23 protein-coding genes are annotated in these 22,772 nt (G+C 51.5%); 14 read left to right on the top strand and 9 right to left on the bottom strand.

Annotated elements, in window-relative coordinates:
* Positions 1-59 precede the first annotated feature (59 nt).
* The 6 genes from FOB24_RS17655 (at position 60) to hisP (ending at position 5,091) form a co-directional block, all read left to right on the top strand.
* Positions 60-629 (top strand): UbiX family flavin prenyltransferase, encoded by a 570-nt coding sequence (locus FOB24_RS17655; protein WP_038642336.1) that lies wholly within the window; start codon positions 60-62, stop codon positions 627-629.
* A 285-nt stretch (positions 630-914) separates the two neighbouring features.
* A complete protein-coding gene (argT, locus tag FOB24_RS17650) occupies positions 915-1,697 on the top strand; it encodes a lysine/arginine/ornithine ABC transporter substrate-binding protein ArgT (protein ID WP_006683634.1) in 783 nt (260 codons plus the stop codon).
* A 247-nt stretch (positions 1,698-1,944) separates the two neighbouring features.
* The gene (gene hisJ, locus FOB24_RS17645) at positions 1,945-2,727 is read left to right on the top strand and encodes a histidine ABC transporter substrate-binding protein HisJ (RefSeq protein ID WP_003028120.1); all 783 of its coding nucleotides are present in this window, start codon (positions 1,945-1,947) and stop codon (positions 2,725-2,727) included.
* Positions 2,728-2,913: 186 nt separating this feature from the next.
* Positions 2,914-3,600 (top strand): histidine ABC transporter permease HisQ, encoded by a 687-nt coding sequence (locus FOB24_RS17640; protein ID WP_038642334.1) that lies wholly within the window; start codon positions 2,914-2,916, stop codon positions 3,598-3,600.
* Positions 3,597-4,304 carry a histidine ABC transporter permease HisM gene (hisM, locus tag FOB24_RS17635; RefSeq protein WP_038642332.1) on the top strand — a complete coding sequence of 236 codons (708 nt, stop codon included), beginning with the start codon at positions 3,597-3,599 and terminating at the stop codon, positions 4,302-4,304. The genes FOB24_RS17640 and hisM overlap by 4 nt, the downstream gene beginning before the upstream one ends.
* 13 nt (positions 4,305-4,317) lie before the next feature.
* The gene (gene hisP / locus FOB24_RS17630; protein WP_038642330.1) at positions 4,318-5,091 is read left to right on the top strand and encodes a histidine ABC transporter ATP-binding protein HisP; all 774 of its coding nucleotides are present in this window, start codon (positions 4,318-4,320) and stop codon (positions 5,089-5,091) included.
* A 33-nt stretch (positions 5,092-5,124) separates the two neighbouring features.
* Here hisP and FOB24_RS17625 read toward each other — a convergent pair whose 3' ends face one another.
* The 4 genes from FOB24_RS17625 to yfcG form a co-directional block, all read right to left on the bottom strand.
* Positions 5,125-5,640: a GNAT family N-acetyltransferase gene (locus tag FOB24_RS17625; protein WP_074458484.1), complete on the bottom strand. Its 516-nt coding sequence runs from the start codon at positions 5,638-5,640 to the stop codon at positions 5,125-5,127.
* A gap of 71 nt (positions 5,641-5,711) precedes the next feature.
* Positions 5,712-6,605, bottom strand: coding sequence for a TIGR01777 family oxidoreductase (locus tag FOB24_RS17620; protein WP_150345247.1), 894 nt, complete (start codon positions 6,603-6,605; stop codon positions 5,712-5,714).
* A gap of 19 nt (positions 6,606-6,624) precedes the next feature.
* Entirely contained in the window at positions 6,625-6,987 is a 363-nt protein-coding gene (gene folX, locus FOB24_RS17615) for a dihydroneopterin triphosphate 2'-epimerase (RefSeq protein WP_038642324.1), read from the bottom strand.
* A 54-nt stretch (positions 6,988-7,041) separates the two neighbouring features.
* Positions 7,042-7,677, bottom strand: coding sequence for a GSH-dependent disulfide bond oxidoreductase (gene yfcG / locus FOB24_RS17610; protein WP_038643278.1), 636 nt, complete (start codon positions 7,675-7,677; stop codon positions 7,042-7,044).
* Between the two features lie 134 nt (positions 7,678-7,811).
* Here yfcG and yfcF point away from each other — a divergent pair, with 134 nt between their 5' ends.
* Genes yfcF through yfcD form a run of 3 tightly spaced genes read left to right on the top strand, consistent with a single transcriptional unit; the run spans position 7,812 to position 9,674 of the window.
* Positions 7,812-8,456: a glutathione transferase gene (gene yfcF, locus FOB24_RS17605; protein WP_085047811.1), complete on the top strand. Its 645-nt coding sequence runs from the start codon at positions 7,812-7,814 to the stop codon at positions 8,454-8,456.
* A gap of 55 nt (positions 8,457-8,511) precedes the next feature.
* Positions 8,512-9,063: a phosphodiesterase gene (gene yfcE, locus FOB24_RS17600; protein ID WP_085047812.1), complete on the top strand. Its 552-nt coding sequence runs from the start codon at positions 8,512-8,514 to the stop codon at positions 9,061-9,063.
* A gap of 56 nt (positions 9,064-9,119) precedes the next feature.
* Positions 9,120-9,674, top strand: a complete 555-nt coding sequence (gene yfcD / locus FOB24_RS17595; protein WP_006683645.1) for an NUDIX hydrolase YfcD — start codon at positions 9,120-9,122, stop codon at positions 9,672-9,674.
* Positions 9,675-9,730: 56 nt separating this feature from the next.
* On the opposite strand, the gene yfcC is transcribed toward yfcD, so the two are convergent.
* The 3 genes from yfcC to ackA form a co-directional block, all read right to left on the bottom strand.
* Positions 9,731-11,251 carry a putative basic amino acid antiporter YfcC gene (gene yfcC, locus FOB24_RS17590; RefSeq protein ID WP_087857358.1) on the bottom strand — a complete coding sequence of 507 codons (1,521 nt, stop codon included), beginning with the start codon at positions 11,249-11,251 and terminating at the stop codon, positions 9,731-9,733.
* Between the two features lie 200 nt (positions 11,252-11,451).
* Positions 11,452-13,596 (bottom strand): phosphate acetyltransferase, encoded by a 2,145-nt coding sequence (gene pta, locus FOB24_RS17585; RefSeq protein ID WP_038642314.1) that lies wholly within the window; start codon positions 13,594-13,596, stop codon positions 11,452-11,454.
* A gap of 76 nt (positions 13,597-13,672) precedes the next feature.
* A complete protein-coding gene (ackA, locus tag FOB24_RS17580) occupies positions 13,673-14,875 on the bottom strand; it encodes an acetate kinase (protein ID WP_006683648.1) in 1,203 nt (400 codons plus the stop codon).
* A 339-nt stretch (positions 14,876-15,214) separates the two neighbouring features.
* On the opposite strand from ackA, the gene yfbV reads away from it, so the two are divergent.
* From yfbV to FOB24_RS17560, 4 genes are all read left to right on the top strand, one after another.
* Positions 15,215-15,670, top strand: coding sequence for a terminus macrodomain insulation protein YfbV (yfbV, locus tag FOB24_RS17575; RefSeq protein ID WP_038642312.1), 456 nt, complete (start codon positions 15,215-15,217; stop codon positions 15,668-15,670).
* 84 nt (positions 15,671-15,754) lie between these two features.
* Positions 15,755-16,249, top strand: a complete 495-nt coding sequence (locus FOB24_RS17570; protein ID WP_038642310.1) for a YfbU family protein — start codon at positions 15,755-15,757, stop codon at positions 16,247-16,249.
* Positions 16,242-16,919 (top strand): sugar phosphatase, encoded by a 678-nt coding sequence (locus FOB24_RS17565; RefSeq protein ID WP_087051296.1) that lies wholly within the window; start codon positions 16,242-16,244, stop codon positions 16,917-16,919. The genes FOB24_RS17570 and FOB24_RS17565 overlap by 8 nt, the downstream gene beginning before the upstream one ends.
* A gap of 77 nt (positions 16,920-16,996) precedes the next feature.
* Complete coding sequence (locus FOB24_RS17560) at positions 16,997-18,829, top strand: SLC13 family permease (RefSeq protein ID WP_150345246.1); 1,833 nt, start codon at positions 16,997-16,999, stop codon at positions 18,827-18,829.
* A 48-nt stretch (positions 18,830-18,877) separates the two neighbouring features.
* Here FOB24_RS17560 and yfbR read toward each other — a convergent pair whose 3' ends face one another.
* Entirely contained in the window at positions 18,878-19,477 is a 600-nt protein-coding gene (gene yfbR / locus FOB24_RS17555) for a 5'-deoxynucleotidase (RefSeq protein ID WP_042307093.1), read from the bottom strand.
* A 97-nt stretch (positions 19,478-19,574) separates the two neighbouring features.
* Positions 19,575-20,792 (bottom strand): alanine transaminase AlaA, encoded by a 1,218-nt coding sequence (alaA, locus tag FOB24_RS17550; protein WP_005129483.1) that lies wholly within the window; start codon positions 20,790-20,792, stop codon positions 19,575-19,577.
* 927 nt (positions 20,793-21,719) lie between these two features.
* Between alaA and lrhA the strand changes: the two genes are divergently transcribed.
* Entirely contained in the window at positions 21,720-22,658 is a 939-nt protein-coding gene (gene lrhA, locus FOB24_RS17545; protein WP_038642304.1) for a transcriptional regulator LrhA, read from the top strand.
* The last annotated feature ends 114 nt before the right edge of the window (positions 22,659-22,772 follow it).

The following is a 22,772-nucleotide window of genomic DNA, read 5'->3' as shown; positions in this document are numbered from 1 at the left end:
TTGCAACTCCCCGTAAATTCCTGCAAAGTCGGCCCTGAAGCAAGCAAGGGCGATTAAACATGAAACGACTCATCATTGGTATTTCTGGCGCAAGTGGAGCGATTTACGGCGTGCGCCTGCTGCAGGTTTTGCGTGACGTTACTGATGTGGAAACCCATCTGGTGATGAGCGCCGCTGCCCGGCAGACGCTGGCGCTGGAAACGGATCTCTCTGTGCGCGACGTGCAGGCTCTGGCGAATGTGACTCACGATACGCGCGATATCGCCGCCAGCATTTCGTCTGGCTCTTTTCAGACCGCCGGGATGGTTATCCTGCCCTGTTCAATTAAAACCCTTTCTGGCATCGTGCATAGCTATACCGATGGGCTGCTCACCCGTGCGGCTGACGTGGTATTGAAAGAACGTCGCCCGCTGGTGCTGTGCGTGCGCGAAACGCCATTGCATCTGGGGCATTTGCGGCTGATGACGCAGGCGGCAGAAATTGGAGCGGTGATTATGCCGCCTGTCCCGGCGTTTTATCATCGCCCGCAAACGTTAGATGATGTGATTAATCAAACGGTTAATCGTGTCCTTGACCAGTTTGATATTTCCCTTCCTCAGGACCTCTTCACCCGCTGGCAAGGGGCGTAAGCCGTTCCATTAGCGTGCAAAGAAACATCCGTTGCCCTGTTTCAGGGCAATTTTGTAACCGCGATCATATCCTCAACATTTAATTCGTCAAAACTCAACGAAACGCTGCGTTTCAACCGTCAGACCTGCTATCTTCAAAATCAGGACAATATTGCAACGTTTTATTAACATATTTAACGTCGAATATCCTCAACGACGCGAAAATGGCATAAGACCTGCATGAAAAAGTCTGCAAACACAACACAACGTAAAACATAATAAAATTACGCCACTTGAGGGTTATGTATGAAGAAGACGGTTCTTGCTTTGTCTTTGCTGGTAGGACTTTCCGCAACCGCGGCCAGTTACGCAGCACTTCCGCAGACAGTTCGTATTGGTACAGATACCACCTACGCGCCTTTTTCCTCTAAAGATGCCAAGGGCGACTTTGTCGGCTTTGATATCGATTTAGGAAATGAGATGTGTAAACGCATGCAGATCAAATGCACCTGGGTTGCAAGCGATTTTGATGCGCTGATCCCGTCGCTGAAAGCGAAAAAAATTGATGCCATCATCTCCTCGCTTTCTATCACCGAGAAGCGTCAGCAAGAGATTGCCTTCTCAGACAAACTTTACGCCGCAGATTCTCGTTTGATCGCTGCGAAAGGTTCTCCGATTCAACCGACTCTGGACTCCCTCAAAGGTAAACATGTAGGCGTACTACAAGGCTCAACTCAGGAAGCCTATGCCAATGATAACTGGCGCAGCAAAGGCGTGGATGTGGTGGCCTATGCGAACCAGGACCTGATCTATTCTGACCTGACGGCGGGCCGTCTGGATGCGGCATTGCAGGATGAAGTCGCGGCCAGTGAAGGTTTCCTTAAACAGCCGGCAGGCAAAGACTACGCTTTTGCCGGTCCTTCAGTTAAAGATAAAAAATACTTTGGCGACGGAACCGGGATTGGCTTGCGCAAAGATGATGCGGAGCTGAAAGCGGCTTTCGATAAAGCGCTGGGCGAACTGCGCAAAGACGGCACCTACGACAAGATGGCGAGTAAGTATTTTAACTTTAATGTCTACGGCGATTAATTCATCGACGTGGGGAGTTGGCTGCACCATGGCGGGTAACCATTATGGTGCATCATAAATTCAGTGCACTGTTTTGGTGCCTTTATCGCTGACTTAATAAGCATGAGTGCATACTTAAGCGCTTTTCATGCAAATAAATACCGCCGACAAGGTAGAATGCTTTGCCTTGTCGGCCTGATTAATGGCACGATAACTGCACCTGGTCCTGTAAAGATCCCCTATAAAAGACAGTCTGTTGAGGATAGTTATGAAAAAACTGGTGTTGTCTCTTTCTCTGGTCCTGGCTTTCTCCAGTGCTACCGCAGCATTTGCAGCCATTCCGCAAAAAATTCGTATCGGCACCGATCCTACTTATGCGCCGTTCGAATCGAAAAATGCGCAGGGTGAATTAGTCGGTTTTGATATCGATCTGGCTAAAGAGCTATGCAAACGTATTAATACACAATGTACCTTCGTGGAAAACCCGCTGGACGCGCTGATCCCTTCGCTAAAAGCGAAGAAAATCGATGCGATTATGTCTTCGCTTTCCATTACTGAAAAACGTCAGCAAGAAATCGCGTTTACCGACAAACTTTATGCAGCCGACTCGCGTCTGGTTGTCGCTAAGGATTCTGCTATTCAGCCGACCATTGAGTCGCTGAAAGGCAAACGTGTCGGCGTGCTGCAGGGCACCACTCAGGAAACGTTCGGCAACGAACACTGGGCGCCAAAAGGTATTGAAATTGTCTCCTATCAGGGACAAGACAACATCTATTCTGACCTGACTGCCGGGCGTATTGACGCCGCATTCCAGGATGAAGTCGCTGCCAGCGAAGGCTTCCTGAAACAGCCAGTTGGTAAAGATTACAAATTCGGCGGCCCGTCTGTGAAAGACGAGAAATTGTTTGGCGTGGGTACCGGTATGGGGCTGCGTAAAGATGATAACGAGCTGCGCGAAGCACTGAATAAAGCCTTTGCGGAGATGCGCGCTGACGGCACTTACGAGAAGCTGGCTAAAAAGTACTTCGATTTTGATGTTTATGGCGGTTAATCACCGCAGGTGCTGATAAAGCCCGTAGATTTTTGACGCGTTGAATTTATGTCTGATGGCGCTGTGCTCATCCGGCCTACGTTGATTTTGTAGGCCGGATAAGGCAACGCCGCCATCCGGCATTTAACGGTGAGTCTGAAATCAAAAGAGGCTTATTACTCCACCACACACGACAGGACAGGCAGCATGTTGTATGGCTTTTCAGGTGTTATTTTACAGGGCGCAATTGTTACGCTTGAGCTGGCTCTCAGCTCAGTGGTGCTGGCGGTTCTGATAGGCCTTGTCGGCGCGGCAGCAAAACTGTCGCAAAGCCGGGCGTTGGGGCTTATTTTCGAAGCGTACACCACGCTTATCCGCGGCGTGCCCGATCTGGTCTTAATGTTGCTCATCTTCTATGGATTACAAATCGCGCTGAATACCATTACCGATGCAATGGGGGTCAGCCAGATTGATATCGATCCGATGGTAGCAGGGATAATCACGCTCGGATTTATCTACGGGGCTTACTTTACCGAAACGTTCCGCGGCGCGTTTATGGCTGTGCCCAAAGGCCATATTGAAGCCGCGACGGCATTCGGCTTTACCAGTTCACAAATATTTCGCCGCATTATGTTCCCGGCGATGATGCGCTATGCCTTACCGGGAATTGGTAATAACTGGCAGGTTATTCTCAAAGCCACGGCGTTGGTATCGCTGCTCGGTCTGGAAGATGTGGTGAAAGCCACTCAGCTTGCCGGGAAGAGCACCTGGGAGCCGTTCTATTTTGCCGTGGTGTGCGGGGTCATCTATCTGGTGTTTACCACAGTTTCTAATGGTGTGCTGCTGTACCTTGAGCGCCGTTACTCCGTGGGTGTGAAGAGGGCTGACCTGTGATTGAGATAATTCAGGAGTACTGGAAATCCCTGCTGTGGACGGACGGTTACCGCTTTACCGGTGTGGCAATTACTTTGTGGTTGTTGATCTCGTCGGTGGTGATGGGCGGCATACTGGCGCTGTTTTTGGCGATTGGTCGCGTTTCCAGCAATAAATTTATCCAGTTCCCGATCTGGTTATTTACCTATGTTTTTCGTGGCACGCCGCTGTATGTACAGCTGCTGGTGTTTTATTCCGGGATGTATACGCTGGAGATAGTCAAAGGAACGGACTTCCTCAACGCGTTTTTCCGCAGTGGATTGAATTGCACCGTACTGGCGTTGACGCTGAATACCTGCGCCTATACGACGGAGATTTTCGCCGGGGCGATTCGTTCTGTGCCACACGGTGAGATTGAAGCCGCGCGCGCTTACGGTTTCTCGTCATTCAAACTGTATCGCTGCATAATTTTGCCTTCCGCGCTGCGTATTGCGCTGCCGGCATACAGCAATGAAGTGATTTTAATGCTGCACTCCACGGCGCTGGCGTTTACCGCCACGGTGCCTGATTTGTTGAAAATCGCCCGCGATATCAACTCGGCAACGTATCAACCGTTTACCGCTTTCGGTATTGCCGCGGTGCTGTATTTGATTATTTCGTATGTCCTGATCAGTCTGTTCCGTAAAGCGGAAAAACGCTGGTTGCAGCATGTATCCTCTAAATAATTCGAGTAACACGATGTCTGAGAATAAATTAAACGTTATCGATTTACATAAGCACTACGGCGAACATGAAGTGCTGAAAGGGGTATCGCTGCAAGCTAATGCGGGTGATGTTATCAGTATTATCGGTTCGTCAGGTTCCGGTAAAAGTACCTTTCTGCGCTGCATTAACTTTCTTGAAAAACCGAGCGCTGGTTCTATTGTCGTCAGTGGGCAGAACATTGGACTGGTGCGTGACAAAGACGGCCAGCTCAAGGTTGCGGACAAAAATCAACTGCGTTTGCTGCGCACAAGACTAACCATGGTCTTTCAGCACTTTAATCTGTGGAGCCACATGACGGTGCTGGAAAACGTCATGGAAGCGCCGATTCAGGTATTGGGATTGAGCAAGCAGGAAGCCCGCGCACGCGCGGTGAAGTATCTGGCTAAAGTGGGCATTGATGAGCGAGCGCAGGGTAAATATCCGGTGCATTTGTCTGGTGGTCAGCAGCAGCGCGTTTCTATTGCGCGAGCGCTGGCGATGGAACCGGAGGTGTTGCTGTTTGATGAACCCACCTCGGCGCTTGACCCAGAGCTGGTCGGCGAAGTGCTGCGCATTATGCAGCAACTGGCCGAAGAGGGGAAAACCATGGTGGTCGTGACCCATGAAATGGGGTTTGCCCGAAATGTCTCCACGCATGTGATCTTTCTGCATCAGGGGAAAATTGAAGAAGAGGGCGACCCGGAGCAGGTATTCGGCAACCCGCAAAGCCCACGCTTGCAGCAGTTCCTCAAAGGATCGCTGAAGTAATTCAGTTGCCCGGAGGCGCTATGCTTTCCGGGCCTACCGCTTTAACGCATCGCACTCCAGGCGATAAACCCAGTCGTCGTGCGCTACCCCATTAATTTCATACGCTTTTTCCAGCACCTGCGTTCGTACAAAGCCCGTCTTTTCCAGAACACGTATCGACCCCTTATTCTCTGCCAGCACGTAAGCATTTATCGCCGTGACGCCAGCCTGCTCCAGGGCATACTGACACACCGCGCGCACGGCTTCGCTGGCAATACCTTTCCCCTGCGCATGCGGCATGAGGGCGTAACCGAGGTCGGCCTCATGCGGATAAAGATGACTGATTTGCAGACCAATATCGCCGAGCGGCGTCGGGTTGTTATGCTCGCGAATAACAAATGTGTGCTGTGCGGCAAGGCGTCTGGCGAATAACAGACGCGTATCCTTTGCTGGGGCGATGTCGCCCATATAGCGCATGACTTCAGGGCTTTCACGCAGTCTCTGGAAAAATGACCAGTCAGAAAATTGAAACAAAGAGAGGGTAAGACGGGGAGTCGATATTTTTGCCATAATGTCGCCATTGCGGAAGTCAGATCTATAACCTTACCATCGCAACGGCGAATGTGAATAGCGCTTAGCAACTATCGGATAACATCCGCTAGCGCCTCTTCTAAATCGTACCAGCGAAACGCGAAACCGGACGCTTCCAGGCGTTTGGGTAACGCCCGCTGTCCGCCGAGAACCAGCACGGAAGACTCGCCCATCAGTAGACGTATTACGCCAGCGGGAACGCGCAGAATGGCTGGGCGGTTTAATGCATGACCCAGTGCGTGGGCAAACTGCTCATTGTGTACCGGGTACGGTGAAACCATATTGAAGGGGCCACGCAGATCGTTATCCAGCAGCCAGATAATACCGTTGACCATATCATCAATATGGATCCAGGCCAGATACTGGCGTCCGTTACCAATCGGGCCGCCTAAACCAAGACGGAATGGCGGGACCATTTTCCCCAGAATCCCGCCAGCAGAGGCCAATACCACACCGGTACGCAACATACACACGCGGGTTTTGTCACTTTGCGCGGTGCTGGCAATTTGCTCCCAGCGGGCGCACAGCTTGTGGGTAAATTCGTTATGCGGCGGCTCTTCTTCCGTGACGACAACTTCGCCCAGATCGCCGTAGTAACCGGTAGCGGAACCGGATATTAACACCGCGGGCGGCGTCTCGCTGGCGTTGATTAAATCGACCAGTTTCTGCGTGATGCCCCAACGACTCTGGCACAGGCACTCTTTTTGCTCAGCGCTCCAGCGCTTATCTGCAATAGGCTCTCCGGCAAGGTTAATCACGGCATCAATGTCATCGAGATTTTGCTGCTCTGCCAGCCCCTTCCATAACGTGACCCGAGAGTCGAGAATCTGACGCGCCTTATCAGGGGTACGTGTCACTACGGTTATCTGATGCCCCAGTTCGAGCAGGCGGGGGATCAGATGACGTCCAATCAGGCCAGTACCGCCGGTAATCAGAATCTGCATGTCGCCTCCCGGGTTACGTTTAGCGCTGCCAGCTCAGCGTCATGGATACTGAGTCGGCGTAACGCAATGCGTGAAGTTTATCGATCTCCACTTCAGCATAAGTGACCCAGTGATGTTCGCGTGCGATATCGAGCACATCTTGAGTTAATTTTTCTAATAGTGAGAAGCGGTTACTCTCCACGTGCGCAATGATGCTTTTGGTGATAGTGCGATAATTCAGCGCGTCGTTGATATCTTCGCTGATACGGGCTTTGTCTGCCGGATAATGAATGGCAATGTTGATGACGATATCCTGGCGGTTAAGGATCTCCTCTTCTTTGATGCCGATAAAGGTGCGCAGACGAAGGTTTTTTATACGAATAATCGCGTCAGGTTGTGACATTGCAGGTTTCCTCCATGTATGAACCTATTCATGATACACGAGAATCGAACCATGTTACCGCTTCTCACTCTGCGCTTGCAGCATGGCGCGTTCTGTGGCGGGACGCGTACGGATGCGTTCATGCCAGTTATTAACCGCCGGGTAATTGTCGAGGTCGATACGCTGACGCTGGTGGGCATGAATCCATGGCCAGCAGGCTATGTCCGCAATGCTGTAGTGATCGCCCCCCAGCCAGGGGGAGGTTTCCAGACGTTTATTCATTACGTTGTACAGGCGCTGGGTTTCAACCTGGTATCTTTCAATGGCGTAGGGAATAGTCTGCGGGGCGTAATGACTGAAATGGTGATTCTGACCGAGCATGGGGCCCAGGCCGCTGACCTGCCAGAACAGCCATTGCAGCGTGGTGTGGCGCTCACGCAACTCACCGCTCAGCAGCTTGCCGCTCTTTTCCGCCAGATAGAGTAAAATTTCTCCGGACTCAAACAGGCTGATCGGGCTTCCACCATCCTGCGGCGCATTGTCGATAATGGCCGGGATTTTATTGTTCGGCGAGATCTGCAGAAAATCAGGACGAAACTGGCTACCTTTGCTGATATCGACATGAATCAGACGGTATTGCAGCTGCGCTTCTTCAAGAAACAGCGTGATTTTGTGACCGTTTGGCGATGGCGTGTAATAGAGATCGATCATTTTCAGCGTCCGTTTTGTCATGAACCGGGTCATTACAAGTATAGAGCCTGTTGGCGTGCGTGAGTTTTCATCAAGTGACAGCGAGAGAAAGACTCTATATTTTGAAGGCAAGCCAATACACTTCAGAGGACGTTATGAGCAAACCTGCAATTACGCTGTGGTCAGATGCCAATTTTTTCTCCCCTTACGTGCTGTCTGTTTATGTCGCTCTGCAAGAGAAAGGGCTACCTTTTACGCTGAAAACTGTTGATCTCAACAGCGGTGAACACTTGCAACCTTCATGGCAAGGTTATGCGTTGACGCGCCGCGTGCCGGTCCTGGAGATTGACGATTTCGAGCTGAGCGAATCATCAGCAATTACTGAGTTTCTGGAAGAGAGCTTTGCCCCGCCGCAGTGGGAGCGCATCTACCCACATGATGTGCAAAAGCGCGCGCGGGCTCGCCAGGTGCAGGCGTGGATCCGCAGCGATCTGATGCCTATTCGTGAAGAGCGCTCAACGGATGTGGTTTTTGCTGGCGTGAAAAAAGCGCCGCTGAGCGACGCCGGAAAAGCCAGTGCGGAAAAACTGTTCGCCACTGCGAGCAGTTTACTGAGCCATGGTAAACAGAATTTATTTGGCGAATGGTGTATCGCTGATTGCGATTTAGCGCTAATGCTTAATCGTCTGGTCCTTAACGGCGATGAGGTGCCAGAAGCGCTTGCGGAATACGCCACCTTCCAGTGGCAGCGCGCTTCAGTTCAGCGTTTTATCGCGCTTTCAGCGAAGCGTTCCTGCTGACCATCGGAGCGTAATCCAGTATCATTACAAGGTAATTTTCAACGAGGAGTGAGTGATGAAACTGATGTTCGCATCGGACATTCATGGTTCGTTGCCAGCCACGGAACGCGTACTCGAACTGTTTAGCACAAGCGGTGCGCAATGGCTGGTGATATTGGGTGATGTTTTAAATCACGGACCGCGTAATGCGTTGCCGGAAGGCTATGCGCCCGCGCAGGTTGCAGAGCGGTTGAATGAACTGGCAGCGCGGATTATTGCGGTGCGTGGCAATTGCGACAGCGAAGTGGATCAGATGCTCCTGCATTTTCCGATAACCGCGCCGTGGCAGCAAATTCTGACAGAAAACCAGCGACTCTTTTTGACGCACGGGCATCTTTTTGGCCCGCAAAATATGCCAGCGCTCAGCGCGGGAGATGTACTGGTTTATGGCCATACTCATCTGCCGGTTGCCGAGTTGCAAGGGGATGTCTATCACTTTAACCCTGGCTCGGTAAGCATCCCGAAAGGAGGCTTTGCGGCAAGCTACGGGATTCTGGATGATAATGTTCTCAGCGTAATGGCACTCAATGATCAAAGTGTTATTGCGCAGATCGAGATTAATCCGTAATTTACCCCACAAACATAAACGCGCCGTAAGAGCGCCAGAAAAAAGAAGGTTTCCTGATGGTGGAACAGCGTCGTTTGGCAAGTACGGAATGGGTGGATATTGTGAATGAAGACAACGAAGTCATCGCACAGTCCAGCCGGGAACAAATGCGGGCGCAGCGCTTACGCCATCGTGCGACGTATATCGTGGTGCACGATGGTATGGGCAAAATTCTGGTTCAGCGTAGGACTGAGACAAAAGATTTTTTGCCCGGCATGCTGGATGCCACCGCTGGCGGTGTTGTTCAGGCTGACGAGCAGCTACTGGACTCAGCGCGCCGTGAAGCGGAAGAGGAGTTGGGGATTGCGGGCGTGCCGTTTGCCGAGCACGGTCAGTTTTATTTTGAAGACCAGAACTGTCGCGTCTGGGGCGGGCTGTTTAGCTGCGTTTCCCACGGGCCGTTTGCGCTTCAGGAAGAAGAGGTCAGTGAAGTTTGCTGGCTGACGCCGGAAGAAATCACCGCACGCTGCGACGAATTTACGCCGGACTCACTGAAAGCGCTGGCGCTGTGGATGACCCGCAACGCCAAGAATGAAGGGGCGAAAGCCGAAAAGCAGGAAGAAGCCGAGTAACGTCTGCTCATCCGGCCTACAGCGTCGAGAAATCATGTAGGCCGGGCAATTATTTTTTAATGGTAACCCATTATCTGCGCCCCAATCACCACCACGCTGGACATAATAAACAGCAGGCCCAACAGCGTGGCGCCTACTTTCAGCCAGTTACGAAAATCCACCCGACAAACGCCTAACGTTGCCATCAATGATGCCGACGTCGGATAGATAATGTGACTGAATCCGTCGCCAAACTGGAAGGCCAGTACGGTGACCTGACGGTTTACGCCAACCAGATCGCCCAGCGGCGCTAATAGCGGCATGGTCAATGCAGCCTGGCCAGAACCGGACGTGACGAAGAAATTAAATACCGCCTGGAACAGCAGCATAAACCATGCAGCGATAGCGTTATCCAGCCCGCTGATACCGTTGGCAATGCTGTGCAGCAGGGTATTTAATACGCTGGCTTCGCCCGCCTCTCCGTTACCGACCAGCAATAATATGCCCTTGGCGAAACCGACCAGCAGAGCGGGAGCAATCATCATTCGCGCGCCTTCAGTGAATGAAGATGCCATAACGTTGACCGTCATACCGTTGAGACGGAACACGACGCCGATGATGCCAATCACCAGTCCCATCGTGAAGAACTGGCTGGCGATCTCAGGAATAAACCACGCGTTGACGATAACGCCCCAGACGACCCAAATCATCACCGCCGTCAGTACCAGCAGCACCAACCAGTCGCCCAGCGTGAAGCGGCGTTCTACAACCTCGTCCTGCTGCTCGCGAAAAAAACGGTCTGACTCATGTACCCGGGAGAGAAGCGGATTTTTTTTGATGCGCGCTGCGTAGGCCAGGGTGAAGGTCAGCCCTATCAGGGTCGCAACGACCCACACGACGATACGCAGACCGGAACCAGAGAGCACCGGGACGCCTGCAATACCCTGTGCGACCACCACGCAGAACGGGTTCATCCATGAACTGGCAAAACCAATCTGGGTGGCGATATAAGTGACCAGAACGGTGGTGATACTGTCGTAACCTAAGCGTACCATCAAAGGCGCGATAATAATGGCAAAGGCGACCGCCTCTTCGCCCATGCCAAACACCGCGCCGCCTAATGAGAAGAGAACAAACAGCACCGGGATAAACAGGACCTCGTTACCTCGCGTATGGCGAATGAGCGCCAGGATACCGTTATCAATGGTTCCGGTACGCATAACGATGCCGAATGCGCCGCCAATCACCAGCATAAACATAATAATGCCGACGGCGGTGCCGAATTTAGAGCCGGAGGTTAATCCTTCAAACGGAAAATTCATCAGGCCAGGGCGTTCATCTCCGGTGGTGAAAAACTGCACCCGGTGATACTGCTCTTCACCCGCATCGTTGGTCAGAATACGAAAAGAGTGGGGGTCGACAACTTTACGGGTTTTGGTTTGCCCATCAACCTGATACTGCACTTCCTGGCTGTCGAACATCCCGACCGGAACAACCCATGTCGCCAGGCTGGTTAAAATGGCGACGAAAAAAATAATCACCAGCGTATCGGGCATCGCCCATTTTTTGGCTGGCTGTGATTCTGTGACTGCTGACATGAAAGACTATCCCTGTTGCAATGCAAAAGAGAGTAAGTATGCAAACAGAAGAATAGTTATTCATTGATGCAGCGCATCCTGGCAAATATTTCAGAATGTACCAAAGAAAGAACAGATATAAAAAAACCGGAAATATCAGCTATTTCCGGTTTGATAAGCAGAGGTGTTGCCGGATAAGAGATCCGGCACACCGCAGCAAATTACTTCTGCTGCTGGGATGACTGGATCGCGGTCAGGGCGATGGTATAGACGATATCGTCTACCAGCGCACCACGGGACAGGTCGTTCACCGGCTTGCGCATACCCTGCAGCATTGGCCCGATGGAGATCAGGTCGGCAGAACGCTGTACCGCTTTGTAGGTGGTGTTACCGGTGTTCAGATCCGGGAAGATGAACACGGTAGCGCGACCTGCAACCGGCGAGTTCGGCGCTTTGGATTTCGCTACGTCAGCCATAACCGCGGCGTCGTACTGCAGCGGACCATCGATCATCAGGTCAGGACGTTTTTCCTGCGCCAGACGAGTCGCTTCGCGAACTTTCTCTACATCGCTACCTGCACCAGAGGTACCGGTGGAGTAGGAAAGCATCGCAACGCGCGGTTCGATACCGAAGGCGATGGCGGATTCAGCGGACTGAATGGCGATTTCTGCCAGTTGTTCAGCAGTCGGATCCGGGTTGATCGCGCAGTCACCGTAAACGTAAACCTGTTCCGGCAGCAGCATGAAGAACACGGAAGACACCAGCGAGCTACCCGGCGCAGTTTTGATCAACTGCAGCGGTGGACGAATGGTGTTTGCGGTAGTGTGAACGGCACCAGAAACCAGACCGTCAACGTCGTCCTGCTCCAGCATCAGGGTACCGAGAACCACGTTGTCTTCCAGCTGTTCGCGGGCAACGGTTTCGGTCATGCCTTTGTTCTTACGCAGCTCAACCAGGCGAGCAACGTAGCTTTCGCGAACCACATCGGGATCAACGATTTCTACGCCAGCGCCCAGCTCAACGCCCTGAGAGGCCGCAACGCGGGTGATCTCATCCGGGTTACCCAACAGAACGCAGGTAGCAATACCGCGTTCAGCACAGATAGCAGCCGCTTTAACGGTACGCGGTTCGTCGCCTTCCGGCAGAACAACACGTTTGCCCGCTTTACGCGCCAGCTCGGTCAGCTGATAACGGAACGCCGGTGGAGACAGACGACGGCTGCGTTCAGAAGTCGCGGTCAGAGATTCAATCCAGTCAGCGTTGATGTAGTTAGCAACGTATTCCTGAACTTTTTCGATGCGCTCGTGATCGTCAACCGGAACTTCCAGGTTGAAGCTCTGCAGGCTCAGAGAGGTCTGCCAGGTATTGGTGTTCACCATGAATACCGGCAGGCCGGTAGCGAATGCACGTTCGCACAGTTTGTTGATGCGCGCGTCCATTTCGTAGCCGCCAGTCAGCAGCAGAGCACCGATTTCTACGCCGTTCATAGCAGCCAGACATGCTGCAACCAGCACGTCAGGACGGTCGGCAGACGTCACCAGCAGAGAACCTGCGCGGAAGTGCTCCAGCATGTGCGGAATGCTACGTGCGCAGAAAGTCACAGACTTCACGCGACGGGTGTTGATATCGCCTTCGTTAACGATGGTAGCGTTCAGGTGACGCGCCATATCGATTGCACGGGTAGCGATCAGATCGAAGCTCCATGGCACCGCGCCCAGAACCGGCAGCGGGCTGGATTCTTGCAGTTTAGCCGGATCAACTTTGATCACCTGCGCTTTGGAAGAGTCGTCGAAAATCTCGGACAGATCCGGGCGAGTACGGCCCTGGTCATCAACCGGCGCGTTCAGTTTGTTAACGATAACGCCAGTGATGTTGGTGTTTTTCGCGCCGCCGAAGCTGCTGCGAGTCAGTTCAATACGCTCGTTCAGCTGTTCCGGGGTATCGGTACCCTGAGACATCACGAAGACGATTTCCGCATTCAGCGTTTTCGCGATTTCGTAGTTCAGAGACTGCGCGAACTGATGCTTACGTGTTGGGACCAGGCCTTCAACCAGTACAACTTCAGCATCTTTGGTGTTCGCGTGATAATTCGCGATGATCTCTTCCATCAGCACATCTTTCTGATTGCTGGACAGCAGAGATTCAACGTGGCTCATCTTCAGCGGCTCAGCAGCTGGCAGGTTAGAGTTCGCACGAACGATAGTGGTAGTCTGGTCTGGCGCATCGCCACCGGCACGAGGCTGAGCGATGGGTTTAAAGACGCTCAGACGAACGCCTTTGCGTTCCATAGCACGGATCACGCCGAGGCTGACGCTGGTCAGGCCGACGCTGGTTCCGGTAGGGATCAGCATAATAATACGGGACACGGTTTATCCTCTTTCGTTACCGCCCATTTCAGGCGGGTTACAAAACAGCACCGCCAGCTAGGCTGGCGGTGTGAAATCAGGCAGTCAGACGGCTCGCGTCTTGCGCGATAACCAGTTCTTCGTTGGTTGGGATAACCACCGCAGGACGGGTACCTTCTTTGTTGATGAAACCAGATTTGCCGAAACGTGCGGCCAGGTTACGCTCGTGGTCAACTTCAAAGCCCAGAACGCCCAGTTTGCCCAGAGACAGTTCACGAACCATCGCTGCGTTCTCACCAATTCCACCGGTGAAGACAACCGCATCCAGACGACCATCCATCAGCGCAGTGTAAGAACCGATGTACTTCGCCAGACGGTGGCAGTAAACGTCCATTGCACGTTTAGCGTCTTCTTTGGTTGTGTAGTTATCTTCAACATAACGGCAGTCGCTGGTGACTTCGGTCAGACCCAGCAGACCGGATTCTTTGGTCAGCATTTTGTTGATCTGGTCAACGCTCATGCCCAGGGTGTCGTGCAGGTGGAAGATGATCGCCGGGTCGATGTCACCGGAACGTGTACCCATCACCAGACCTTCCAGCGGGGTCAGACCCATGGAGGTATCAACACATTTACCGTTACGGATAGCAGATACAGAACCGCCGTTGCCCAGGTGGCAAGTGATGATGTTCAATTCATCAACCGGTTTGTTCAGCATTTTTGCCGCTTCCTGAGTAACAAAGAAGTGGCTGGTGCCGTGCGCGCCGTAACGACGAACGCCGTGTTCTTTGTACAGGCTGTACGGCAGAGCATAGAGGTAAGACTCTTCCGGCATAGTCTGATGGAACGCGGTGTCGAACACAGCGACGTTTTTGTCTTTCAGGCTTGGGAAGGATTTCAGCGCTTCTGCGATACCGATCAGGTGAGCCGGGTTATGCAGCGGTGCGAAAGAGGCAGAATCTTTGATGCCCTGGATAACGGAATCATCGATAACCACAGAGCTGGTATACTTCTCGCCGCCGTGTACGATACGGTGACCGATAGCGGTCAATTGCGCAGACAATTCTGGTTTTTGTGCCAGAATAGTGTTAACGATAAAGTTCAGCGCTTCACTGTGAGCGGCGCCTGCACCTAAAGCCGCTTCTTGTTTACCGCCGTCCATTTTCCACTTGATGCGTGCTTCTGGGAGATGGAAACATTCGGCTAAACCAGAGAGGTATTCTTCACCGTTTACTGCATCGATGATGGCAAATTTCAGTGAGGAGCTACCGCAGTTCAGAACCAGTACTAACTTACTCGACATGGAAGTACCTATTTATGATACGTGGCTAAAAAAACGTCAGGGAGTCATAGAGCGTAGCGCATGATGACACCGACGTTTATGATTAACATCATGCGCCAGAGTCTTTTTGGGCACGATGGAATAAATACCTTTGAGTCTATGTCATTTTGCGTATTTTTCAGCCAGTGGCATACTGTATGCCAATTTGACGACTCAATGATTTTGGACTAAAGGCCTTACAGGCCGGCACAGGATACCTGAATGTGGGTATCAAAGACAAAATGTTTTGAACGATGTCCTTTATAGTTGTTGTTTTGCACAAATTTTTTAATTTTTATATGTGAAGTTGAGGTAACCGCCATGTCGACACCGGATAATCGTTCCGTCAATTTTTTTAGTTTGTTTCGCCGGGGGCAGCACTATGCGAAGACGTGGCCAATGGAAAAGCGCCTCGCGCCCGTATTTGTTGAGAACCGCGTCATCCGTATGACGCGTTACGCAATCCGTTTTATGCCGCCCATCGCTGTTTTCACCTTATGCTGGCAAATTGCTTTAGGCGGGCAGTTGGGACCCGCCGTGGCGACGGCGCTGTTTGCGCTCAGTCTGCCGATGCAGGGCATGTGGTGGCTGGGTAAGCGTTCTGTCACGCCGCTGCCGCCTTCAATACTCAACTGGTTCTACGAAGTTCGGGGTAAATTGCAAGAGGCCGGGCAGGCGCTCGCTCCGGTAGAAGGAAAGCCTGATTATCAGGCGCTGGCTGACACGCTTAAGCGCGCCTTCAAACAACTGGATAAAACTTTCCTTGATGATTTGTAATTGACCCCTGATTACGCATATAAAAGAAGGCATCAAGATGCCTTCTTTTTTTTCATCGTAGTAGTAGTGATACAGGAGTCCCAAATGGAAATGACCAACGCTCAACGTCTGATTTTGTCTAACCAGTACAAAATGATGACTATGCTCGATCCCACTAACGCCGAGCGTTATCGTCGTTTGCAGACGATTATTGAACGCGGTTACGGCTTGCAGATGCGCGAGCTGGATCGTGAGTTTGGTGAGCTGACGGAAGAAACCTGTCGTACGGTTATCGATATTATGGAGATGTATCACGCATTACATGTGTCCTGGACTAATCTAAAAGACGCGCAGTCTATTGATGAGCGCCGCGTGACCTTCCTCGGCTTTGACGCTGCAACGGAAGCCCGTTTCCTCGGGTATGTACGGTTTATGGTCAATGTGGAAGGGCGTTATACCCACTTTGATGCGGGTACGCATGGCTTCAACGCCCAGACCCCGATGTGGGAAAAATATCAACGTATGCTGAATGTCTGGCACTCTTGCCCGCGCCAGTATCACCTGAGCGCGAATGAAATTAACCAAATCATTAATGCCTGAGGGGGCGAGCGTGCAGTGCAAAGGTTTTCTGTTTGATCTGGATGGAACGCTGGTCGATTCCTTACCCGCAGTAGAGCGCGCGTGGTGCAACTGGGCCGATCGTTTTGGCCTCGATCACGCCGAGGTGCTCGGCTTTATTCATGGTAAGCAGGCCATTACCTCCCTGCGACACTTTATGGTGGGCAAGTCCGAGGCGGAGATCGCTGCGGAGTTCACCCGCCTGGAGCAGATCGAAGCGACGGAAACCGCGGGGATCACCGCGCTGCCAGGGGCGGTTGACTTGCTCAACCATCTCAACAAAGCGGGCATTCCATGGGCGATTGTGACTTCCGGTTCAATGCCGGTCGCACGGGCGCGCCATCGTGTCGCAGGACTTCCGGCCCCTGAAGTGTTTGTCACTGCCGAACGGGTAAAAAGAGGTAAACCAGAGCCAGACGCCTATCTGTTAGGCGCTCAGCTACTGGGCCTGGCGCCACAGGAATGCGCGGTAGTCGAGGATGCGCCCGCAGGGGTGCTCTCGGGACTGGCGGCAGGGTGCCATGTGATAGCGGTAAATGCGCCAGCGGACACGCCGCGTCTGGATGAGGTCGATTTTTCGCTGACCAGTCTGGAACATATTTCTGTGACCAAGCAGCCCAACGGAAATGTGGTCGTTGTAAGAAATACCTGATCATGATTTAGCCCCAGATTGTTGGGGCTTTTTTATGGCAGAATCGCTCCATCCCCCTCATTTAACAAGGATATGTTGTGAACGGTGAATTGATATGGGTTCTCTCATTGCTGGCGATTGCCGTCGTCTTGTTTGCAACTGGCAGAGTGCGTATGGACGCGATCGCTTTGCTGGTCATTATTGCCTTTGTTCTGAGTGGAACATTGAGCATCACAGAAGCTTTTTCCGGGTTCAGCGATCCTAACGTTATTTTGATCGCGGCTTTATTTATTATCGGCGACGGTCTGGTGCGTACCGGGGTGGCGACGGTGATGGGGGCCTGGCTGGTGAAGGTCGCCGGCAGCAGTGAAGTCAAAATGCTGGTGTTGCTGATGATAACCGTGGCCGGGCTCGGTGCGTTTATGAGTTCTACCGGCGTGGTTGCTATCTTTATACCGGTTGTCTTAAGCGTTTCCATGCGCATGCAAATTTCTCCCTCACGTCTGATGATGCCGCTGAGCTTTGCCGGATTGATAAGCGGTATGATGACGCTGGTGGCGACACCGCCAAACCTGGTCGTCAACAGTGAGTTGTTACGCGAAGGACTTAACGGCTTCAGCTTTTTTAGCGTCACTCCGCTGGGGCTGGTGGTTCTGGTGCTTGGCATAATTTATATGCTGCTGATGCGCTTTATGCTGAAGGGTGAAGACTCCGGGCAGCCGGGAGACGGTTGGAAACGCCGGACTTTTCGCGATTTAATCAAAGAGTATCGCCTCACGGGGCGTGCCCGCCGTCTGGCGATTCGTCCTGGTTCACCGATGATTGGCCAGCGTCTGGATGACCTGAAGCTGCGTGAGCGTTACGGAGCAAACGTGATTGGCGTGGAGCGCTGGCGGCGCTTTCGTCGCGTGATTGTTGATGTTAACGGGGTTTCTGAATTTCGCGCCCGTGACGTGCTGCTGATTGATATGTCTGCAGCGGATGTCGATCTGCGAGAATTTTGCAGTGAGCAACTGCTGGAGCCGATGGTGCTGCGCGGGGAATACTTCTCCGAGCAGGCGCTTGATGTGGGCATGGCTGAGATCTCACTGATCCCTGAATCGGAACTGATTGGCAAAACGGTACGGGAGATAGCCTTTCGTACGCGTTACGGTCTGAATGTGGTCGGCCTGAAACGCGATGGTACGGCGCTGGCAGGCGCGGTGGTGGATGAACCGTTGCTGATGGGGGATATCATTCTGGTGGTGGGTAACTGGAAGCTCATCACACTGCTGGGACAAAAAGGGCGCGACTTCGTGGTGTTGAACATGCCAGCTGAGGTCAGTGAAGCCTCCCCGGCGCACAGTCAGGCGCCACATGCCATTTTCTGCCTGGTGCTGATGGTGGCCCTGATGCTTACCGATGAAATTCCTAATACGGTTGCCGCAATTATCGCCTGCCTGCTGATGGGGAAATTCCGCTGTATCGATGCCGAAAGCGCCTATAAAGCGATTCACTGGCCGAGCATTATTTTGATCGTCGGGATGATGCCCTTTGCACTGGCGCTACAAAAAACCGGCGGTGTCGATCTGGTAGTAAAAGGACTGATGGACGTCGGCGGCGGGTATGGCCCGTACATGATGTTGGGTTGCCTGTTCGTCCTGTGCGCGAGCATCGGGTTATTTATCTCAAATACTGCGACGGCGGTACTCATGGCGCCAATTGCTCTGGCAGCGGCAAAGTCGATGGGGGTTTCGCCGTATCCTTTTGCAATGGTGATTGCAATGGCAGCATCCGCAGCCTTTATGACACCGGTCTCTTCGCCGGTGAACACGCTGGTGCTGGGGCCGGGTAACTACAGCTTTAGCGATTTCGTGAAAATTGGCGTGCCGTTTACGGTGATCGTGATGGTGGTGTGTGTGGTGATGATCCCGATGCTGTTCCCGTTTTGATTTTTATGTGCCGGATAGGACGTTGACGTCGCCATCCGGCAACATCGTTTAAAGCGGTGAATCCTGGCTGATCTCATCTAATGAGAGGTGAAAGCTCGGGACAAACACCTCCATAAAATAGTCCATCTCTTCGCTGCGCCGCGACTCCAGCGTTTTTTCCAGCCGCGTTTTCGCCAACAAGAACTCATTATTGCCCGCCGAAAGTTCTTCCAGACACTTCAGATAAGCGCACAGCGCATCGGCCTGTTTGACGATAGATTTCTCTTCTTCGCTGTAAGCATGTTCATCAATCAGCGGAGCAAATATATCTCGTAGTTCGTCGGGCACCATATCGACCAGCTTTTGCTGGGCAATTTTCTCTATCGCTTTATATTCCTGGGCGATTTGTGAGTTGAAGTATTTTACAGGGGTAGGGAGATCACCGGTCAGCACCTCTGAAGCGTCATGGTACATTGCCAACAGGGCAATGCGCTCTGCATTAAGCTGACCACCAAATTTACGGTTTTTGATCGCCGCCAGCGCATGAGCGACCATGGCGACTTGCAAACTATGCTCGGACACATTTTCGGTGCGCACGTTGCGCATCAGCGGCCAGCGGTTAATGAGCTTCAGGCGGGAGAGGTGGGCAAAAAAATGGCTCTGCTTCATAACGACCCTTATATGATGGCAACCTAAGAGTCATTGTGCGCAGAGAAGGCTGTCAGATGCAAATACTCGTCATACTGATCCAACAGCCCGTGTTTTATTACAACTGGTGATACCCTGACAGGAAGCGCTCAAATTTACTCAGCGACATTTCGATATCGTCAATGCGCGGGAGCGTGACGATGCGGAAATGATCCGGCCACGGCCAGTTGAACGCCGTTCCCTGAACCAGCAGCACTTTTTCCTGCAACAGGAAGTCGAGCACCATTTTCTGGTCGTCATGAATGTTGAAGCGTTTAGCGTCGATTTTCGGGAACATATACAGCGCGCCGCGCGGTTTCACGCAGGAGACGCCGGGAATATCATTGAGTAACTCCCAGGCGCGGTTGCGTTGTTCATACAGGCGCCCGCCAGGCATGATAAATTCACTGATGCTCTGGTATCCGCCCAGCGCGGTCTGAATCGCATGTTGCGCCGGAACGTTAGCACATAAGCGCATAGAGGCCAGCATCTCAAGACCTTCGATGTACCCCTTGGCATGTTTCTTCGGCCCGTTCAGCACCATCCAGCCCTGACGGAAACCGGCAACGCGATAGGTTTTTGACAGGCCGTTGAAGGTAATAGTCAGCAGGTCCGGCGCCATCGCGGCGATCGAGTGGTGTTCAGCATCATCGTAGAGAATTTTGTCGTAAATCTCATCCGCAAAAATGATGAGGTTGTTCTGGCGAGCAATTTCAACAATCTCCATTAGCAGCTCTTTGGAATACACAGCGCCGGTTGGGTTGTTGGGGTTAATGATGACGATCCCACGCGTACGCGGGGTAATTTTGGCGCGAATGTCGTCAAGGTCCGGGAACCAGTCAGATGATTCGTCACACAGGTAATGCACGGCGTTACCGCCGGAGAGCGATACCGCTGCCGTCCACAGTGGATAATCAGGTGCCGGAACGAGCATTTCGTCCCCACTGTTCAGCAATGCCTGCATGGCCTGCACAATCAATTCGGAAACGCCGTTACCGATATAGATATCTTCCACGGTCACATCGCGCATCCCGCGGGCCTGGTAATGCTGCATGATCGCTTTACGGGCTGAATAAAGACCTTTGGAGTCGCAATATCCTTGCGCTGTTGGCAAATTGCGGATCACATCAACCAGAATTTCGTCTGGCGCTTCAAACCCGAATGGTGCCGGGTTGCCGATGTTAAGTTTCAGAACTTTATTGCCTTCTTCTTCCAGGCGCTTTGCTTCCTTCAGAACCGGGCCGCGAATGTCATAACAGACGTTTTCTAATTTGCTGGATTTTTCAATGGGGGACATGAACGTTGACCTTTTTAGCTGTGAATGCCACTCCCTGCCGTGGAAGTCAGCCCAGCACAATGTACTCCCACGACGGTAAGTTTTGAAGGGTCTTTAGTAGAAGATTTTGAAAATCCATGAAGTTATAATTAACTGTTAATAACTAAATAACGCAATTATCATGGAATAATAATCCGGTGGATTGTATTATATTGGTGATATATTTTGTAGTGTTGGTTTGGGTGTGGTGGTTTGTCTGGTCAAAAAAACTTAACTCTGTAAAGCAAAAGATCGCCGACACATAAGCGGTATGACGTCATTCGAAAATACTGAGGTTTTATCTGCGAGGGCTGTTATCGGCCTGATCCGTGCGTGGTACGGTGTGAATTCATTGTTAAGTATAATTAATGAATTGAAGGATTCTTAATTAATTATTATTTAATATTTAAATCGCATTAAATTGAATGGCCTAATAATACGAAAACCGCAGGTCAGACATAACCTCAGGTAGACTCGAATTATTCGCGATAACACTTATAAATATAGTGGTTTTAGGTTAAGATAAGTCTCATGAAATGGTGCGTAGTACGAATTTTACGATAATTCAAATGTTTGTTGGTTGTTCCTAACGTACTGAAAAGTTAGTTTTTAATGTGTAAATTATTGTTCGTTAAGTTTTTTTTAAATTTACAAAATTTACATGTTTTCCATTAGTCAGAATCATCCAGCAGCTAAAAATATGGCCCTTTCTCGTTGCTATATTCCGATGAGTGTCACGGTTATTATATAGCGTAGAAAGAGAATTGTTTCGTTTGTTAAACCAAATACATCCTTATTTTCACTTGGTTACACTAAGCGAAACTGCAAGGAAGGCAGATAACAAATGGAGTGGTTTGATTCTGAATGCACAGCATTAACCCGGTATGACCCGCGAGTAAGTGAAAAACTATGATAAATGCAAATCGTCCGATAATTAACCTCGACCTCGATCTGCTGAGAACCTTCGTTGCTGTTGCCGACCTGAATACCTTCGCGGCTGCGGCAGCTGCGGTATGTCGCACTCAGTCTGCGGTGAGTCAGCAAATGCAGCGTCTTGAGCAACTCGTGGGGAAAGAGTTGTTCGCGCGTCATGGACGCAACAAACTGCTGACCGAACATGGTATACAGCTGTTGGGTTACGCCAGAAAAATATTGCGTTTTAATGATGAGGCATGCTCATCATTAATGTTTAACAATCTTCAGGGAGTGTTAACTATTGGCGCTTCTGATGAATCCGCCGATACGATACTGCCTTTCCTGCTCAACCGTATAAGCTCGGTTTATCCGAAGCTTGCATTGGATGTAAGGGTCAAGCGCAACGCCTATATGGTGGATATGCTGAAGTCGCAAGAAGTGGATTTGGTGGTAACGACTAACCGTCCGGGCGATTTTGAATGCCTGAATCTGCGCACTTCGCCGACGCACTGGTATTGTGCGGCCGAATATATCCTGCAAAAAGGTGAGCCGGTCCCGTTGGTGCTGTTGGACGATCCGAGCCCGTTCCGCGATATGGTGTTGGCAACGCTGAATGCTGCGCAGATCCCGTGGCGCTTAGCGTATGTTGCTTCAACATTGCCTGCGGTTCGTGCTGCGGTCAAAGCCGGTCTGGGCGTTACTGCGCGTCCCGTTGAAATGATGAGCCCTGATTTACGCGTACTGGGCGCGGCGGACGGATTACCGCCATTGCCTGATACCGAGTATCTGTTGTGCTGCGATCCGGCTACGCAAAATGATTTAGCTCAGGTGATCTTTAACTCGATGCAGACATATCAAAACCCTTGGCAATACAATCAGTTTACCCCCGAAGGGGGAGATGATTCGCTCCTTATTGAAGGCGACTTCGAGTAACGCGTCACAAAAAACGTTTTAAAATGTAAGTGTAAAAAAAGAGCCGCTAATGATGAAAAAACATCCAGCGGCTCTTTTTTTATGCAAACAACATTGGTTTATGTCATTTGCTAT

Origin of the sequence: Citrobacter werkmanii (genome assembly GCF_008693645.1) — a bacterium.
Lineage (GTDB): Bacteria > Pseudomonadota > Gammaproteobacteria > Enterobacterales > Enterobacteriaceae > Citrobacter > Citrobacter werkmanii.
The sequence above is the reverse complement of the archived record's forward strand: the minus strand, read 5'-3'. Positions and strand labels throughout refer to the sequence as shown.